The organism is Kosakonia sp. S42 (assembly GCF_016624785.1).
Lineage (GTDB): Bacteria > Pseudomonadota > Gammaproteobacteria > Enterobacterales > Enterobacteriaceae > Kosakonia > Kosakonia cowanii.
This window is the reverse complement of the sequence record NZ_JACVTW010000039.1, coordinates 12,040-28,993: the sequence shown is the minus strand read 5'-3', so window position 1 is coordinate 28,993 and position 16,954 is coordinate 12,040. Positions and strand designations below refer to the sequence as shown.

15 protein-coding genes are annotated in these 16,954 nt (G+C 57.6%); 14 read left to right on the top strand and 1 reads right to left on the bottom strand.

Annotation, left to right across the window (positions count from 1 at the left end; translation table 11 throughout):
• Nucleotides 1-422 precede the first annotated feature (422 nt).
• From IAE50_RS23175 to nei, 8 genes are all read left to right on the top strand, one after another.
• Nucleotides 423-629 (top strand): YbfA family protein, encoded by a 207-nt coding sequence (locus tag IAE50_RS23175; RefSeq protein WP_200581442.1) that lies wholly within the window; start codon nt 423-425, stop codon nt 627-629.
• 102 nt (nt 630-731) lie between these two features.
• Nucleotides 732-1,685 carry a 2-thiouracil desulfurase family protein gene (locus IAE50_RS23170; RefSeq protein WP_034811748.1) on the top strand — a complete coding sequence of 318 codons (954 nt, stop codon included), beginning with the start codon at nt 732-734 and terminating at the stop codon, nt 1,683-1,685.
• Nucleotides 1,686-1,692: 7 nt separating this feature from the next.
• Nucleotides 1,693-3,105: a deoxyribodipyrimidine photo-lyase gene (gene phrB / locus IAE50_RS23165; RefSeq protein ID WP_200581441.1), complete on the top strand. Its 1,413-nt coding sequence runs from the start codon at nt 1,693-1,695 to the stop codon at nt 3,103-3,105.
• A gap of 8 nt (nt 3,106-3,113) precedes the next feature.
• Nucleotides 3,114-3,857 (top strand): type 2 GTP cyclohydrolase I, encoded by a 744-nt coding sequence (locus tag IAE50_RS23160; protein WP_200581440.1) that lies wholly within the window; start codon nt 3,114-3,116, stop codon nt 3,855-3,857.
• A gap of 11 nt (nt 3,858-3,868) precedes the next feature.
• Entirely contained in the window at nt 3,869-4,525 is a 657-nt protein-coding gene (pxpB, locus tag IAE50_RS23155; RefSeq protein WP_200581439.1) for a 5-oxoprolinase subunit PxpB, read from the top strand.
• A complete protein-coding gene (pxpC, locus tag IAE50_RS23150) occupies nt 4,519-5,451 on the top strand; it encodes a 5-oxoprolinase subunit PxpC (RefSeq protein WP_200581438.1) in 933 nt (310 codons plus the stop codon). The genes pxpB and pxpC overlap by 7 nt, the downstream gene beginning before the upstream one ends.
• Nucleotides 5,441-6,181 (top strand): 5-oxoprolinase subunit PxpA, encoded by a 741-nt coding sequence (gene pxpA / locus IAE50_RS23145; protein WP_200581437.1) that lies wholly within the window; start codon nt 5,441-5,443, stop codon nt 6,179-6,181. Before pxpC ends, pxpA begins: the two co-directional genes overlap by 11 nt.
• Nucleotides 6,182-6,193: 12 nt before the next feature.
• Nucleotides 6,194-6,985 carry an endonuclease VIII gene (gene nei, locus IAE50_RS23140; protein ID WP_200581436.1) on the top strand — a complete coding sequence of 264 codons (792 nt, stop codon included), beginning with the start codon at nt 6,194-6,196 and terminating at the stop codon, nt 6,983-6,985.
• Between the two features lie 281 nt (nt 6,986-7,266).
• On the opposite strand, the gene IAE50_RS23135 is transcribed toward nei, so the two are convergent.
• Complete coding sequence (locus IAE50_RS23135) at nt 7,267-8,553, bottom strand: citrate synthase (protein ID WP_042712794.1); 1,287 nt, start codon at nt 8,551-8,553, stop codon at nt 7,267-7,269.
• Nucleotides 8,554-9,188: 635 nt separating this feature from the next.
• Here IAE50_RS23135 and sdhC point away from each other — a divergent pair.
• From sdhC to odhB, 6 genes are all read left to right on the top strand, one after another.
• Nucleotides 9,189-9,593: a succinate dehydrogenase cytochrome b556 subunit gene (gene sdhC, locus IAE50_RS23130; RefSeq protein ID WP_042712793.1), complete on the top strand. Its 405-nt coding sequence runs from the start codon at nt 9,189-9,191 to the stop codon at nt 9,591-9,593.
• Nucleotides 9,587-9,934 carry a succinate dehydrogenase membrane anchor subunit gene (gene sdhD, locus IAE50_RS23125; RefSeq protein WP_042712792.1) on the top strand — a complete coding sequence of 116 codons (348 nt, stop codon included), beginning with the start codon at nt 9,587-9,589 and terminating at the stop codon, nt 9,932-9,934. The genes sdhC and sdhD overlap by 7 nt, the downstream gene beginning before the upstream one ends.
• The gene (gene sdhA, locus IAE50_RS23120; RefSeq protein ID WP_034811756.1) at nt 9,934-11,700 is read left to right on the top strand and encodes a succinate dehydrogenase flavoprotein subunit; all 1,767 of its coding nucleotides are present in this window, start codon (nt 9,934-9,936) and stop codon (nt 11,698-11,700) included. The genes sdhD and sdhA overlap by 1 nt, the downstream gene beginning before the upstream one ends.
• Nucleotides 11,701-11,716: 16 nt before the next feature.
• Entirely contained in the window at nt 11,717-12,433 is a 717-nt protein-coding gene (locus IAE50_RS23115; RefSeq protein ID WP_042712260.1) for a succinate dehydrogenase iron-sulfur subunit, read from the top strand.
• Nucleotides 12,434-12,796: 363 nt separating this feature from the next.
• Entirely contained in the window at nt 12,797-15,604 is a 2,808-nt protein-coding gene (sucA, locus tag IAE50_RS23110; protein WP_042712261.1) for a 2-oxoglutarate dehydrogenase E1 component, read from the top strand.
• Between the two features lie 14 nt (nt 15,605-15,618).
• Nucleotides 15,619-16,839 (top strand): 2-oxoglutarate dehydrogenase complex dihydrolipoyllysine-residue succinyltransferase, encoded by a 1,221-nt coding sequence (gene odhB, locus IAE50_RS23105; RefSeq protein ID WP_200581435.1) that lies wholly within the window; start codon nt 15,619-15,621, stop codon nt 16,837-16,839.
• The last annotated feature ends 115 nt before the right edge of the window (nt 16,840-16,954 follow it).

Below are 16,954 nucleotides of genomic sequence, written 5' to 3'. Positions count from 1 at the left end.
GAGCGCGGCCGCTTCCCTTGTCCCGTTCACCGCATAAGAGGTCAATGAAACCTCACCACGTATGGTGAACGGAACCCTTCCACCAGTGCAACATGCAACGCCCATTGCCGGATGGCGGCTACGCCTTATCCGGCCTACAAGGTTCCAGTTGTTCCAGCGGCTCCGTTTCGCAAATGCAACATTCAAAACCATTATTTAACCGATGGTTATTATTAATTTAACCGTTTTGTAACTTATTTACGGATTGCAGGTAAATAAATGCGAATCGGATAAAAATAGTGGTCGGATGAGTAGTAAAATTACCAACAAACCGGTATTATTTTGAGCAGATTTCAGTCTCGCAGCGTTTTTTCGTTATTCACTTACCGCTGCGGTAACTTTTTTCCGGTGCCCGATACCGGCCTGACAAAGGGGAGAGATTTATGAACACATACAAAATGTTTCCAGCGCACGTTGTGCTGATGCGTCGTGCTTTCGCCGTTGCGGCGGGTCTGCTGGCACTGCCGGTGATGTTGTTCTGGAAGGATCGCGCACGGTTCTACAGCTATCTGCACCGCGTCTGGGCGAAGACCAGCGAGAAACCGGTATGGATGGATCAAGCAGAAAAAGCAACCTGCGACTTTTATTAATCGGGCTACACACAGCAACCCGATCGCGCCACCGCAATTGCGGTGGCTTTTTTTTACCTGCGCCCTTTGACTACAATGACTATGTCTAATCAAGGAGTCGCTATGAGTGAGAAAATCCCTGTCGGCATCAGTGCCTGTTTATTAGGGGAACAAGTCCGTTTTGACGGCGGCCATAAGCGGCTTGCCTTCGCAGTTGAAGAGCTATCACCGTGGATGCGTTTTGAGCCAGTCTGCCCGGAGATGGCCATTGGCCTGCCGGTGCCACGTCCGGCGCTGCGGTTGGTCAAAGAGGAGAGCGGAGTTTCGCTGCGCTTTAGCGACAAGCGGGAAGGAGATTTAACCGAGCAGATGGCGCACTTCTCCCGCGAGCGCGTCAGCCGTCTCGACCATTTGTGCGGCTATATCGTCTGCGCCAAATCCCCCTCCTGCGGCATGGAGCGGGTGCGCGTATACGACGCAGATGGCAAAAATAACCGCAAAGCCGGGCGCGGCATCTTTACCGACATTCTGATGGAGACCCATCCGTGGCTGCCGGTGGAGGAGGATGGTCGCCTGCACGATCCCCATATCCGCGAGAACTTTGTTGAGCGTATTTACGCCCTGCATGAACTTAACAGCGTGCGCGAGCGCGGCCTGACGCGTGGCGAACTGATCGCCTACCACAGCCGCTACAAGCTGCTGCTGCTGGCGCACTCTCAGCCGAAGTACCGCGAGCTGGGGCGTTTTGTCGCCGCCATCCATGAGTGGGCCTCTCTCGATGAGTGGTTTGTGGAGTATCGCCAGCGTCTGATGGATCTGCTCTCACACCAGGCAACTCGCCGCAACCACACCAACGTGCTGATGCATGTGCAGGGCTACTTCCGCAAACAGCTTAATGCCCGCCAGCGTGAAGAGCTGTCGAAGCTTATCGACAGCTACCGGCAGGGCATTCAGCCGCTGCTGGCACCCGTCACCTTACTAAAACACTATATGGCTGAGTTCCCGGACGCTTACCTCTCCGGACAGCGCTATTTTGACCCCTGGCCGGAAGCGCTGCGCTTACGTTACGGACATTAGGAGCATTATGACCACCCATCTGGTCTGGTTTCGCACGGATTTGCGCGTGCACGATAACCTCGCGCTGGCGGCGGCCTGCCGTAGCGCGAACGCAACAGTAAAAGCCCTCTTTATCGCTACGCCGAAGCAGTGGCAGCAGCACCTGATGGCACCGCGTCAGGCTGCGCTGATTGAGTCCCATCTCAATGCGCTGCAACAGGCGCTCGCCGAGCGCGGCATTGAACTTATCTACCGCGAAGTGGATGACTTTGCCGCCAGCGTGCAGGCAGTCACTGAGGTCTGCGAGCAGGAGCAGGTCAGCCACCTTTTTTATAACTATCAATACGAGCTTAACGAGCGCCAGCGCGATGCGGCGGTGGAGAAGGCGCTGCCCAACGTCGCCTGCCAGGGGTTTGATGACAGTGTGATGCTGGCACCGGGCAGCGTAATGACCGGCAATCGTGAGATGTTTAAAGTCTTCACCCCCTTTAAAAACGCCTTTTTGCGCCGTTTAAAAGAGGATCTGCCGGAGTGCGTCGCTGCGCCGCAGCCGCGCGAAGGCGGGGCGATCAAGGTAGAACCGCTGTCGCTTAACTACCCACAACAGCCCTTTGACGAAAAACTCTTCCCGCCGGATGAGAAGCAGGCCATCGCCCGCTTGCGCCACTTCTGCCAGCACCAGGTGGCAGAGTATGAGCAGCAGCGCGATTTCCCGGCTATTGAGGGCACCAGCCGTCTCTCGGCGAGCCTCGCCATCGGCGCGCTCTCGCCGCGCCAGTGTCTGCACCGCTTGCTCGCTGAGCAGCCGGGTGTGCTGGAGGGCGGGCCGGGCGCGGTGTGGCTGAGCGAGCTTATCTGGCGCGAATTTTATCGCCACCTCATCACCTACCATCCGGCGCTGTGTAAGCATCGCCCGTTTATCACGTGGACGGAAAAGGTGCAGTGGCAAGATAACCCACAGCATCTGGAAGCGTGGAAAAAGGGGATGACCGGCTATCCGATTGTCGATGCAGCGATGCGTCAGATGAATGAGACTGGCTGGATGCATAACCGTCTGCGTATGATTACCGCCAGCTTCCTGATCAAAGACCTGCTTATCGACTGGCGGGTGGGAGAGCGCTATTTTATGGCTCAACTGGCGGATGGCGATTACGCGGCAAACAACGGCGGCTGGCAGTGGGCGGCCTCAACCGGCACCGATGCCGCGCCCTACTTCCGTATCTTCAACCCGACTACTCAGGGCGAGCGTTTCGATGCGGACGGCGAGTTTATTCGCCGCTGGCTGCCGGAGCTGAAAACCGTGCCGCCGAAAGCTATCCATCAACCCTGGGTCTGGGCAGATAAGCAGGGCGTTAAGCTCGATTATCCGCGCCCGATTGTCGATCATAAACAGGCGCGAAGCGCCACGCTGGCGGCCTATGAAGCCGCGCGAAAAGGGTAAGAGTGAGCATGAAAAATACCGAACTGGAAAAATTGATTAACGAAAAACTCAACAGTGCGGCGTTCAGCGATTACGGCCCGAATGGCCTGCAGGTTGAGGGGCGAGAAGAGATCCGCAAAATCGTCACCGGCGTCACCGCAAGCCAGGCACTGCTGGATGAGGCTGTGCGGCTGGAGGCCGATGCGGTGATGGTGCATCACGGTTACTTCTGGAAAAACGAAGCGCCGATCATTCGCGGCATGAAGCGCAACCGCCTGAAAACCCTGCTGGCGAACGATATCAACCTCTACGGCTGGCATCTGCCCCTCGACGCCCATCCGGAACTGGGTAACAACGTGCAGCTTGCAGCACTGCTTGGCATCACGGTGCAGGGGGAGATTGAACCGCTGGTGCCGTGGGGCGAGCTGTCGATGCCGGTTCCCGGTCTCGAACTGGCATCGTGGATCGAAGCGCGTCTCGGGCGTAAACCGCTGTGGTGCGGCGATACCGGGCCTGCCACCATCAAGCGCGTGGCGTGGTGCACCGGCGGCGGTCAGGGCTTTATTGATAAAGCCGCGGCCTTCGGTGTCGATGCCTTTATCACCGGCGAAGTATCGGAGCAGACCATTCACTCCGCGCGCGAGCAGGGTCTGCACTTCTTCGCGGCCGGGCACCACGCCACCGAGCGCGGTGGCATTCACGCCCTCGGCGAGTGGCTGACCGCCAATACCGATCTCGATGTGACCTTTATCGATATCCCTAACCCGGCGTAAGGAGCAGGCAAGTGCAGCGAGCGCGTTGTTATCTGTTAGGCGAAACCGCCGTCGTGCTGGAGCTGGAGCCGCCGGTGCAGCTGGCGACGCAAAAGCGTATCTGGCGGCTGACGCAGCGGCTGGCGACATTCCCGGAGGTGGTGGAAGCGATCCCGGGGATGAATAACGTAACCGTTGTGCTGCGCGATCCCACCACGCTGGCGCTCGATGCGATTGAGCATCTGCAGCGCTGGTGGGAAGAGAGCGAGGCGCTGGAGCCGGAGTCACGGACTATTGAGATCCCGGTGGTTTACGGCGGCGAGGCCGGGCCGGATCTGGCGCATGTCGCCAACCACTGCGGCATGAGCGAAAAGCAGGTCGTGGAGCTGCACGCCTCTATCGAATACCGGGTGTGGTTTATCGGCTTTCAGCCCGGTTTTCCCTATCTCGGCGGCATGCCGGAGGCGCTCGCGACGCCACGCCGGGCGGAGCCACGCATTAGCGTGCCTGCCGGGTCGGTCGGCATTGGCGGCGCGCAAACGGGGATTTACCCGCTGGCGAGCCCCGGCGGCTGGAACCTGATTGGGCGCACCGATCTGACGCTATTTAACTCGCGCTTAGCGGAGCCGTCGCTGCTGCGGCCTGGGGATACGCTGCGCTTTATCCCGCGCAAGGAGGGCGTATGTTAAAAATTCTTCGCGCGGGGATGTATACCTCATTGCAGGGCGGGAAACGCATCGGCCTGCGTCAGTCCGGCGTCAGCTACAGCGGCGCGCTCGATGGCCCGGCGCTGGAGATTGCCAATGCGCTGGTCGGCAACGCGGCGGAGGCTGCCGCACTTGAGATTACGCTCGGCCAGTGTGAAGTGGAGTTCGCCCGCGACTGCTGGTTTGCTCTTACCGGCGCAGGCTGCGATGCGACGCTTGATGGCACTGACGTCTGGACCGGCTGGCGCTTTGCGGCGAAGGCCGGGCAGCGGCTGGTGCTGAATCGTCCGCGCTTTGGCGTGCGCAGTTATCTCGCGGTCGCAGGCGGTTTCGATCTGCCGGAGGTGATGGGGTCGGGCAGTACCGATCTGAAAACCGCTATTGGCGGGCTGGAGGGGCGCTTGCTGCGCGATGGCGACACGCTGCCGCTTGGCACGCCTTCGCGGTCGTTTAGCGCGCAACAGGGCGTGAAACAGCTGTTATGGACCAACCGTATTCGCGCACTGCCGGGGCCGGAGTATCACGAATTTGATGCCGCCTCCCAGGAGGCCTTCTGGCGTCTGCCGTGGCATATCAACCCGCAGAGTAACCGCATGGGCTATCGCCTGCAGGGGCAGCCGCTGGTGCGCACAACCGAGCGGGATCTGCTCTCCCACGGGCTGCTGCCCGGCGTTATCCAGGTGCCCGCGAATGGTCAGCCGATTGTGTTGATGAATGATTGCCAGACCACCGGCGGTTATCCGCGTATTGCCTGCATTATCGAAGCCGATCTCTACCGTCTGGCGCAAATTCGCCTCGGTCAGCCCGTGCACTTTGTGCAGTGCTCGCTCGACGAAGCGCTGCAGGCGCGGCGCGAACAGCGGCTGTTCCTCGATCAACTGGCATGGCGGCTGCGCGATGCGGATTGATTTAAACGCCGATATCGGCGAAGGCTTTGCCGACAACGACCGCGAGCTGATGCAGGTGGTGAGCTCGGTGAATATCGCCTGCGGCTTTCACGCCGGTGATGCCGCCACCATGCTCACTTGCATTGAGCAGGCACTGGCGAACGATGTCGCTATCGGCGCGCACCCGTCGTTTCTCGATCGCGAAAATTTTGGCCGCAAGAGAATGTCCACCGCGCCGGACGTGGTCTATAGCGAAGTGCTCTACCAGTGCGGCGCGCTGGCGGCGCTGGCGAAATCCCGCGGCGCGAGCCTTTCGCATGTGAAACCCCACGGCATGCTCTACAACCAGGCGGCGCAGGATACGGCGCTTGCCGATGCCATCGCCCGCGCGGTGCGGGATCTCAATCCTGGTCTAATACTGGTCGGGCTGGCGGGCAGCGAGCTGATCCGCGCAGGCGCGCGGCTGGGGTTAGCGACGCGTGAAGAGGTGTTTGCCGATCGTGGTTATCAGGCCAGTGGGCAGCTTGTGCCGCGCGGTGAGCCGGGCGCACTGATTGAGGATGAGCAGCTGGCGCTGGCGCAGACGCTGGAGATGGTGCAGTGCGGGCGCGTCAAAAGCGTTGAGGGGGACTATGCGCCCGTTAACGCGCAGACGGTCTGCCTGCATGGCGATGGCGCGCATGCGCTCGCCTTCGCCCGCCATTTACGCGCCGCGTTTATTGCCGAAGGCATTACCGTTTCATCACGCTGATAAGGAGTTTTCATGCCGGAAGGGCCGGAGATCCGCCGCGCGGCGGACACGCTGGAAGCCGCGATTAAGGGTAAGCCGCTGACCGAGGTCTGGTTTGCCCAGCCGCATCTTACTGATTATGCCGCCGGGCTGGTGGGGCAGCAGATCGATGCCATTGAGACACGCGGCAAAGCGCTGTTAACGCACTTTTCCGGCGGGTTAACGCTTTATAGCCACAATCAGCTTTACGGCGTCTGGCGCGTGGTGGAGGCGGGCGAGATGCCAGAAACCAACCGCGTGTTGCGCGTGCGCTTGCAGGCGGCGGATAAAGCGATTTTGCTCTACAGCGCCTCGGAGATTGCATTGCTGAAGCCGGAGCAACTGGCGCAGCACCCCTTTTTGCTGCGCGTAGGGCCGGATGTGCTGGATATGCGCTTAACGGTGGAGGAGGTGAAAGCGCGTTTGCTGTTACCGCGCTTTCGGCGTCGGCAGTTTGCCGGGCTGCTGCTCGACCAGGCGTTTCTCGCAGGACTCGGTAACTATTTGCGCGTCGAAATTCTCTGGCACAGCGGGCTGACCGGGCAGCGTAAAGCCGAACAGCTTAGCGAGAGCGAGCTGGATCTGCTGGCAGAGGCGTTGTTGGCAATCCCGCGTCTCTCGTATCAAACCCGTGGGCGTGTTGATGAGAAGAAGCATCACGGGGCGCTGTTTCGCTTTAAGGTGTTTCACCGTGCCGGGAAGAAGTGCGAGCGCTGCGGCGGGATCATTGAGAAGACGACGCTCTCCTCACGACCCTTTTATTGGTGTCCGGGGTGTCAGCGGTAAACAAGCCAGTGGTAAACGAGAACGTGCCGGATGGCGGCTACGCCTTATCCGGCCTACGGACCGTGCCACCGCAACCATCGTCGGCCCAATAAGCGCAGCGCGATTGTGTTATTGAGCGGGGAAGGGCAATCGTAGGCCCGATAAGCGAAGCGCCATCGGGCAATTGTTCCGGTGCATGCCAGTTCATCGTAGGCCCGATAAGCGCAGCGCCATCGGGCAATATTACGGGGTAGTGCAGTTGCAGGCCCGGTAAGCGGAGCGCCACCGGGCATTAGCGGGGATTAATCTTTTTTCAGATCTGACGAAAACTCACGTTTTTCGTAACCGGTATAGAGCTGACGCGGACGGGCAATCTTAATGCCGTCATCGTGCATCTCGTTCCAGTGCGCAATCCAGCCTACGGTACGCGCCATCGCGAAGATCACCGTAAACATCGACGACGGGATCCCCATCGCTTTCAGAATAATGCCAGAGTAGAAATCGACGTTCGGGTAGAGTTTGCGTTCGATGAAGTACGGGTCGTTGAGCGCAATGTGCTCCAGCTCCATCGCCACTTCCAGCAGATCGTCTTTGGTGCCCAGTTCACGCAGTACTTCATGGCAGGTTTCACGCATCACGGTGGCGCGCGGGTCATAGTTCTTATAGACCCGGTGACCGAAGCCCATCAGACGGAACGAATCGTTCTTATCTTTGGCGCGACGCAGGAATTCCGGAATGTGTTTAACAGTGCTGATCTCTTCCAGCATCTTCAGTGCCGCTTCGTTCGCGCCGCCATGCGCCGGTCCCCACAGGGAGGCGATACCGGCCGCGATACAGGCAAATGGGTTCGCGCCCGATGAGCCTGCGGTACGCACGGTAGAGGTGGACGCATTCTGCTCATGGTCAGCATGCAGGATCAGAATACGATCCATGGCGCGTTCCAGAACCGGGTTCACTTCATACGGTTCGCACGGCGTGGAGAACATCATGTGCAGGAAGTTGCCCGCATAGGAGAGGTCGTTGCGCGGGTAAACAAACGGCTGACCGATGGAGTACTTGTAGCACATCGCGGCCACGGTCGGCATTTTGGAAAGCAGACGGAACGCAGCGATTTCACGGTGACGCGGATTGTTTACATCCAGCGAGTCGTGGTAGAACGCCGCCAGCGCGCCGGTCACGCCGCACAGCACCGCCATCGGGTGCGAGTCGCGACGGAAACCGTGGAACAGACGAGTGATCTGCTCATGGATCATCGTATGGCGGGTCACTGTCAGTGTGAACTCTTCAAACTGCGCCTGAGTCGGTTTTTCGCCGTACAGCAGGATGTAGCACACTTCCAGATAGTTGGACTCAGTCGCCAGTTGATCGATGGGGAAGCCACGGTGCAGCAGAATCCCTTCATCGCCGTCGATAAAGGTGATTTTCGATTCGCATGATGCGGTTGAGGTAAAACCTGGGTCAAAAGTGAAAACCCCTTTTGAACCGAGACTACGGATATCAATAACATCCTGACCGAGCGTGCCTTGTAGCACATCCAGTTCAATAGCATCGTCACCATTGTAGGTGATGGTTGCTTTCTTATCAGCCATTTACGGTCTCCTTAGCGCCTTATTGCTTAAGACCGCCAGCCACCGGGTTTGCCTTCACTTGACCGTCAATGTTAACGAATTGTTATATAGCTCGCTGCTCTGCGAAGAGGAGATACCAGGGTACAGAGCGATAGGCGCGTGCAGATACACATTGAAAATACAGTGAAAAAACAGCAAATCAGCGTCTTAGCAGTCCGAATTTATCAAACCTGTATATCACTAATAACTGTCCTGATTAAATCGGTCAATACCATCACACTGTTACATAACTTATTCTCAGGTGAAAGCAAGACCCCATAACTTTTAAGCATTATAAGTTCTTTCTGGCGTAGTTTGTAACAAGAATGTTTAACTTTTGTCAAATCAGATGATTAAATTTTAAAATAATGTTGTTATCGTGACCTCGGTCACTGTTCTGCATAAAACCCGACAAACTATATGTAGGTTAATTGTAATGATTTTGTGAACGACCTATACTGCCGCCAGGTCTCCGGAATACCCTGCCATCCCGAGCCACCCAGCGTTGTAACCTGTCGTTTAGCATATGGAAGCACATTTTTTGCATGACGAGCAGTTATAGAAAGGACGCTGTCTGACCCGCACGCAGACCGGAGGAAGGAAACTATAAGAATAGCATGTGGGCGTTATTCATGATAAAAAATGTGAAAAAACAAAGACCTGTCAATCTGGATCTGACAACAATCCAGTTTCCTGTTACGGCTATAGCTTCCATTCTCCACCGCGTTTCCGGCGTCATCACGTTTGTGGCGATCGGCATTCTGTTGTGGTTACTGGGCTTGTCGCTGTCATCTGAAGAGGGCTTCCAGGCCGCTTCTGCCATCATGAGCAGTTTCTTCGTCAAATTCATCTTCTGGGGCATCCTTACCGCGCTGGCGTATCACGCTGTCGGCGGCATTCGCCACATGTTTATGGATTTCGGCTGGCTGGAAGAGAACCTCGCCGCAGGAAAACGTTCCGCTAATATTTCTTTTGTGATCACTGTCGTGCTTTCAATTCTCGCAGGAGTCCTCGTATGGTAAGCAACGCCTCCGCATTAGGACGCAACGGCGTACATGATTTTATTCTCGTCCGTGCTACCGCTATTGTCCTGACGTTATACATCATCTATATGGTCGGCTTTTTCGCGCTGCACAGCGAGCTGACCTGGGGTGTCTGGACGGGCTTCTTCTCCTCCGCCTTCACGAAAGTCTTTACCCTGCTGGCGCTCTTTTCCATCCTGATCCACGCGTGGATTGGTATGTGGCAGGTATTGACCGACTACGTTAAACACGTTGCAACGCGCCTGCTGCTGCAGCTGGTGATTGTTGTTGCGCTGGTCGCGTACGTCATTTATGGATTCGTTGTGGTGTGGGGTGTGTAATGAAACTGCCAGTCAGAGAATTTGATGCTGTTGTAATTGGCGCAGGTGGCGCAGGTATGCGCGCGGCGCTGCAAATTTCCCAGAGCGGGCAAACCTGTGCGCTGCTCTCTAAAGTCTTTCCAACCCGTTCCCACACTGTCTCTGCGCAGGGCGGTATCACCGTTGCGCTGGGCAATACCCATGAAGATAACTGGGAATGGCACATGTATGACACGGTAAAAGGCTCCGACTATATCGGTGACCAGGACGCCATTGAATATATGTGTAAAACCGGCCCGGAAGCGATTCTTGAGCTGGAACATATGGGCCTGCCGTTTTCCCGTCTGGAAGATGGCCGTATCTATCAGCGTCCGTTTGGCGGCCAGTCGAAAGATTTCGGCGGCGAGCAGGCGGCACGTACTGCGGCCGCAGCTGACCGTACCGGTCACGCGCTGCTGCACACCCTTTATCAGCAGAACCTGAAAAACCACACCACCATCTTTTCCGAATGGTATGCGCTCGATCTGGTGAAAAACCAGGATGGCGCGGTGGTCGGCTGTACGGCGCTCTGTATCGAAACCGGTGAAGTGGTCTACTTCAAAGCGCGTGCAACCGTGCTGGCAACCGGCGGGGCGGGGCGTATTTACCAGTCCACCACCAACGCACACATCAACACCGGTGACGGTGTCGGGATGGCGCTGCGTGCCGGTGTACCGGTGCAGGATATGGAAATGTGGCAGTTCCACCCAACCGGTATCGCCGGCGCAGGTGTACTGGTCACTGAAGGCTGCCGTGGTGAAGGCGGTTACCTGCTGAATAAACATGGCGAGCGCTTTATGGAGCGTTATGCGCCGAACGCGAAAGATCTGGCGGGCCGCGATGTGGTTGCGCGCTCGATCATGATCGAAATTCGCGAAGGCCGCGGTTGCGATGGCCCATGGGGTCCGCACGCCAAACTGAAACTCGATCACCTCGGTAAAGAGGTGCTGGAATCGCGCCTGCCGGGGATCCTTGAGCTGTCGCGTACCTTTGCCCACGTCGATCCGGTGAAAGAGCCGATCCCGGTTATCCCGACCTGCCACTACATGATGGGCGGTATTCCGACCAAAGTGACCGGCCAGGCGCTGACCGTTAACGCCCAGGGCGAAGACGTGGTTATTCCGGGTCTGTTCGCGGTAGGCGAAATCGCCTGCGTATCGGTACACGGCGCCAACCGTCTGGGCGGCAACTCGCTGCTCGACCTGGTGGTATTCGGCCGCGCGGCGGGTCTGCATCTGCAGGAGTCTATCGCCGAGCAGGGCGCGCTGCGTGATGCCAGCGACTCTGATATCGACGCCTCCCTTGAGCGTCTTAACCGCTGGAATAACAACCGCGATGGCGAAGATCCGGTCACCATTCGTAAAGCGCTGCAAGAGTGTATGCAGCACAACTTCTCGGTCTTCCGTGAAGGTGATGCGATGGCCAAGGGTCTGGAGCAGCTGAAAGTGATCCGCGAGCGCCTGAAAAACGCCCGTCTGGACGACACCTCCAGCGAGTTCAACACCCAGCGCGTTGAGTGTCTGGAACTGGATAACCTGATGGAAACGGCCTATGCAACGGCGGTTTCTGCCAACTTCCGTACCGAAAGCCGTGGCGCGCATAGCCGCTTCGACTATCCGGATCGTGACGATGAGAACTGGTTGTGTCACTCCCTGTACCTGCCAGAGACGGAATCTATGACGCGTCGCAGCGTCAATATGGAACCGAAACTGCGTCCGGCGTTCCCGCCGAAGATTCGTACTTATTAATGCGGAGACAGGATTGATGAAACTCGAATTCTCGATTTATCGCTATAACCCGGACGTCGACGACGCGCCGCGTATGCAGGATTACACCCTCGAATCGGAAGAGGGTCGCGACATGATGCTGCTTGATGCGTTAATGCAGCTGAAAGAGACCGACTCCACGCTGTCGTTCCGTCGCTCCTGCCGTGAAGGGGTGTGCGGTTCCGATGGTCTGAACATGAACGGCAAAAACGGGCTGGCCTGTATCACCCCAATTTCCGCGCTTGGCAACGGCAAGAAGAAGATTGTCATCCGCCCGCTGCCAGGTCTGCCGGTAATTCGCGATTTGGTGGTGGACATGGGGCAGTTCTATGCCCAATATGAAAAAATCAAGCCTTACCTGTTGAATAATGGGCAAAATCCGCCGGCGCGTGAGCACCTGCAGGGGCCTGAACAGCGCGAGAAACTCGATGGTCTGTATGAGTGTATTCTCTGTGCCTGCTGCTCGACCTCTTGCCCGTCGTTCTGGTGGAACCCGGAGAAATTCATCGGCCCGGCAGGCCTGCTGGCGGCATACCGCTTCCTGATCGACAGCCGCGATACGGAAACGGATGAGCGCCTTGATGGCCTGAGCGATGCTTTCAGCGTATTCCGCTGCCACAGCATCATGAACTGCGTCAGTGTATGTCCGAAAGGGCTTAACCCAACGCGCGCCATTGGCCACATTAAGTCAATGTTGCTGCAACGCAGTGCATAAAAAGGTAAAGCCGGATGGCACTTGCGCTTATCCGGCCTACAGTATTGATAAGCCCGGTAAGCGCAAGCGCACCGGGCGAGTAAAAGCAGCAGAAACCTCTAAAAACCGCCACTGAAACATAATTGAGATGTTTGGCGCGAGACAAGGCGGCAATTGAGCGCATCCCGGGGAGCATAGTGAACTATGCGACCCAGGTGAGTGAAGGCAGCCAACGCCGTCGCAGCCCGAACAACGAAGATTAGGCTGTTTTTAAAGGTTCCTTCGCGGGTCAAAGAACCCGCAGGTGAACCCTGGGACGTGCGCGTACGTGTACGTCGAAGTTATCCACGGCGAAGTAAGCATAACAATGCTTAAGGGATCACGATGCAGAACGGCGCAATGAAAGCCTGGCTGGACTCTTCTTACCTCTCTGGGTCTAACCAGAGCTGGATAGAACAGCTCTATGAAGACTTCTTAACCGATCCTGACTCGGTAGATGCGAACTGGCGATCTATGTTCCAGCAGTTACCAGGTACCGGAGTCAAACCGGATCAGTTCCACTCCAAAACGCGTGATTACTTCCGCCAACTGGCGAAGGACGCTTCACGTTACTCCTCCTCGATTTCCGACCCCGATACCAACGTTAAGCAGGTCAAAGTCCTGCAGCTCATTAACGCCTACCGCTTCCGTGGTCACCAGCATGCGAATCTCGATCCGCTGGGATTATGGCAGCAGGAGAGGGTCGCCGATCTCGATCCCGCATTCCATGACCTGACCGAAGCCGATTTCCAGAACAGCTTCAATGTCGGGTCATTTGCTATCGGCAAAGACACTATGCCGCTGGGCGAGCTGCTCCATGCGCTGAAAGAGACCTATTGTGGCTCCATCGGCGCGGAGTACATGCACATCACCAGCACCGAAGAGAAACGCTGGATCCAGCAGCGCATCGAGTCGGCCACCGGTAAATCCAGCTTCTCGGCAGAAGAGAAAAAGCGCTTCTTAAGCGAACTGACCGCCGCCGAAGGGCTGGAGCGCTATCTGGGCGCGAAATTCCCTGGTGCGAAACGCTTCTCCCTTGAGGGTGGCGATGCGCTGGTGCCGATGCTGAAAGAGATGATCCGCCACGCCGGTAAAAGCGGCACCCGTGAAGTGGTGCTGGGCATGGCGCACCGCGGTCGTTTGAACGTGCTGGTTAACGTGCTGGGTAAAAAGCCGCAGGATCTGTTCGACGAGTTTGCCGGCAAGCATAAAGAGCATCTCGGCACCGGTGACGTGAAATATCACATGGGCTTCTCGTCCGACGTTGAAACCGAAGGCGGTCTGGTTCACCTGGCGCTGGCGTTTAACCCGTCGCACCTCGAGATCGTAAGCCCGGTAGTTATCGGTTCCGTTCGCGCGCGCCTCGATCGCCTTGACGAACCGAGCAGCAACAAAGTGTTGCCGATCACCATTCACGGTGACGCGGCGGTCGCAGGCCAGGGCGTGGTGCAGGAAACCCTCAACATGTCCAAAGCCCGCGGCTACGAAGTGGGCGGCACCGTGCGTATCGTTATCAACAACCAGGTGGGCTTCACCACGTCGAACCCGCTGGATGCGCGCTCAACGCCGTACTGTACCGATATCGGTAAAATGGTGCAGGCGCCGATTTTCCACGTTAACGCGGACGATCCGGAAGCGGTGGCCTTTGTTACCCGCCTGGCGCTCGATTTCCGTAATACCTTCAAACGCGATGTCTTTATCGACCTGGTCTGCTACCGCCGTCACGGCCATAACGAAGCCGATGAGCCGAGTGCAACCCAGCCGCTGATGTACCAGAAAATCAAAAAGCACCCGACGCCGCGTCAGATTTACGCCAGCCGTCTGGAGCAGGAAACTACCATCGCCGCGGAAGACGCCACCGAGATGGCTAACGTCTACCGCGATGCGCTCGATGCCGGTGAGTGCGTGGTCGCTGAATGGCGTCCGATGAATATGCACTCCTTTACCTGGTCGCCGTACCTCAACCACGAGTGGGATGAGAGCTACCCGAACAAGGTGGAGATGAAGCGCCTGCAAGAGCTGGCGAAGCGCATCAGCACCGTACCGGACGCGATTGAGATGCAGTCCCGCGTAGCGAAAATCTACGCTGACCGTCAGCTGATGGCGAACGGCGACAAGCTGTTCGACTGGGGCGGCGCGGAAACGCTGGCTTACGCCACGCTGGTAGATGAGGGCATTCCGGTGCGTCTCTCCGGTGAAGACTCCGGTCGCGGTACCTTCTTCCATCGTCATGCGGTGGTGCATAACCAGACTAACGGTTCGACTTACACCCCGCTGGCACACGTGCATAACAGCCAGGGCGCGTTCCGCGTCTGGGACTCTGTACTGTCGGAAGAAGCGGTGCTGGCATTTGAGTATGGCTACGCCACCGCTGAGCCGCGCACGCTCACCATCTGGGAAGCGCAGTTCGGCGACTTCGCCAACGGTGCGCAGGTGGTTATCGACCAATTCATCAGCTCCGGCGAGCAGAAATGGGGCCGTATGTGTGGCCTGGTAATGCTCCTGCCGCACGGCTATGAAGGGCAGGGCCCGGAGCACTCCTCCGCGCGTCTGGAGCGCTATCTGCAACTCTGCGCCGAGCAGAATATGCAGGTTTGCGTGCCGTCGACCCCGGCGCAGGTTTACCACATGCTGCGTCGTCAGGCGCTGCGCGGTATGCGCCGTCCGCTGATTGTGATGTCACCGAAATCCCTGCTGCGTCATCCGCAGGCGGTCTCAACGCTTGATGAGCTGGCGAACGGCACCTTTATGCCGGCGATTGGCGAAGTGGACGATCTCGATCCGCAGGGCGTAAAACGCGTTATCCTCTGTTCCGGTAAGGTTTATTACGATTTGCTGGAACAGCGTCGTAAGAACGACCAGAAAGATGTCGCGATTGTCCGCATCGAGCAGCTCTATCCGTTCCCGCACCAGGCGGTGCAGGAAGCGCTGAAGCCGTACGCGCATGTGCATGATTTTGTCTGGTGCCAGGAAGAGCCGCTGAACCAGGGCGCATGGTACTGCAGCCAGCATCACTTCCGTGATGTGATTCCGTTTGGGGCTGGTCTGCGTTACGCAGGTCGCCCGGCCTCCGCCTCTCCGGCGGTGGGATACCTCTCCGTTCACCAGAAACAGCAACAAGATCTGGTAAATGACGCGCTGAACGTCAATTAATTAAAGGATAAATAATGAGTAGCGTAGATATTCTTGTTCCCGATCTGCCTGAGTCCGTTGCTGACGCGACCGTTGCAACCTGGCACAAAAAACCAGGCGATAGCGTTAAACGTGATGAAGTGCTGGTAGAAATCGAAACTGACAAAGTGGTACTGGAAGTGCCGGCGTCAGCGGACGGCATCCTTGATGCCGTGCTGGAAGAGGAAGGCACAACCGTTACCTCCCGCCAGATTCTGGGCCGTCTGAAAGAGGGCAACAGCGCAGGCAAAGAGAGCAGTGCTAAATCTGAAGAGAAAGAGTCTACACCGGCGCAGCGCCAGCAGGCCTCGCTGGAAGAGCAGAATAATGATGCCCTGAGCCCGGCGATCCGTCGCCTGCTGGCCGAGCACAACCTGGAAGCCAGCGACATCAAAGGTACCGGTGTTGGTGGTCGTCTGACCCGTGAAGATGTTGAGAAGCATCTGGCGAAAGGCCCGGCGCAGAGCGCTGCACCAGCGGCGGCTCCGGCTGCTGCCAGCACCCCGGCTCCGGCTGGCCGCACGGAAAAACGCGTACCGATGACCCGCCTGCGCAAACGCGTAGCCGAGCGTCTGCTGGAAGCGAAAAACTCCACCGCCATGCTGACGACCTTCAACGAAGTCAACATGAAGCCGATTATGGATCTGCGTAAGCAGTACGGCGACGCGTTCGAGAAGCGTCACGGCATCCGTCTGGGCTTTATGTCCTTCTACGTGAAAGCGGTGGTTGAAGCGCTGAAACGCTACCCGGAAGTGAATGCTTCTATCGATGGCGATGATGTGGTTTACCACAACTATTTCGATGTCAGTATGGCTGTTTCCACGCCGCGTGGCCTGGTGACCCCGGTGCTGCGCGATGTCGACACCCTCGGCATGGCAGATATCGAGAAGAAAATTAAAGAGCTGGCGCTGAAAGGGCGCGACGGCAAGCTGACCGTGGAAGATCTGACCGGCGGTAACTTCACCATTACCAACGGCGGTGTCTTTGGTTCGCTGATGTCCACCCCGATCATCAACCCGCCGCAGAGCGCGATCCTCGGCATGCACGCCATCAAAGATCGCCCGATGGCGGTTGATGGCAAGGTTGAGATCCTGCCGATGATGTACCTGGCGCTCTCTTACGATCACCGTCTGATCGACGGCCGTGAGTCTGTGGGCTATCTGGTCGCCATCAAAGAGCTGCTGGAAGATCCGACCCGTCTGCTGCTGGACGTGTAGTCGGCCAGGGCCCGGCGGATGCCGGGCCTGAAGTCATCACCTGACTGTGGGCGGATCCGGCAAACAGGGCACCCCGACCCGCAGACACCCTGATAATGATTACCTGAAGGATGGA

Coding starts and splice junctions, on each gene's coding strand:
- odhB (WP_200581435.1), top strand. CDS start 15,619: ATGAGTAGCGTAGATATTCTTGTTCCCGATCTGCCTGAGTCCGTTGCT.
- IAE50_RS23170 (WP_034811748.1), top strand. CDS start 732: ATGAGTGAGAAAATCCCTGTCGGCATCAGTGCCTGTTTATTAGGGGAA.
- nei (WP_200581436.1), top strand. CDS start 6,194: ATGCCGGAAGGGCCGGAGATCCGCCGCGCGGCGGACACGCTGGAAGCC.
- IAE50_RS23175 (WP_200581442.1), top strand. CDS start 423: ATGAACACATACAAAATGTTTCCAGCGCACGTTGTGCTGATGCGTCGT.
- pxpC (WP_200581438.1), top strand. CDS start 4,519: ATGTTAAAAATTCTTCGCGCGGGGATGTATACCTCATTGCAGGGCGGG.
- IAE50_RS23160 (WP_200581440.1), top strand. CDS start 3,114: ATGAAAAATACCGAACTGGAAAAATTGATTAACGAAAAACTCAACAGT.
- phrB (WP_200581441.1), top strand. CDS start 1,693: ATGACCACCCATCTGGTCTGGTTTCGCACGGATTTGCGCGTGCACGAT.
- sucA (WP_042712261.1), top strand. CDS start 12,797: ATGCAGAACGGCGCAATGAAAGCCTGGCTGGACTCTTCTTACCTCTCT.
- sdhC (WP_042712793.1), top strand. CDS start 9,189: ATGTGGGCGTTATTCATGATAAAAAATGTGAAAAAACAAAGACCTGTC.
- IAE50_RS23115 (WP_042712260.1), top strand. CDS start 11,717: ATGAAACTCGAATTCTCGATTTATCGCTATAACCCGGACGTCGACGAC.
- sdhD (WP_042712792.1), top strand. CDS start 9,587: ATGGTAAGCAACGCCTCCGCATTAGGACGCAACGGCGTACATGATTTT.
- IAE50_RS23135 (WP_042712794.1), bottom strand. CDS start 8,553: ATGGCTGATAAGAAAGCAACCATCACCTACAATGGTGACGATGCTATT.
- pxpA (WP_200581437.1), top strand. CDS start 5,441: ATGCGGATTGATTTAAACGCCGATATCGGCGAAGGCTTTGCCGACAAC.
- sdhA (WP_034811756.1), top strand. CDS start 9,934: ATGAAACTGCCAGTCAGAGAATTTGATGCTGTTGTAATTGGCGCAGGT.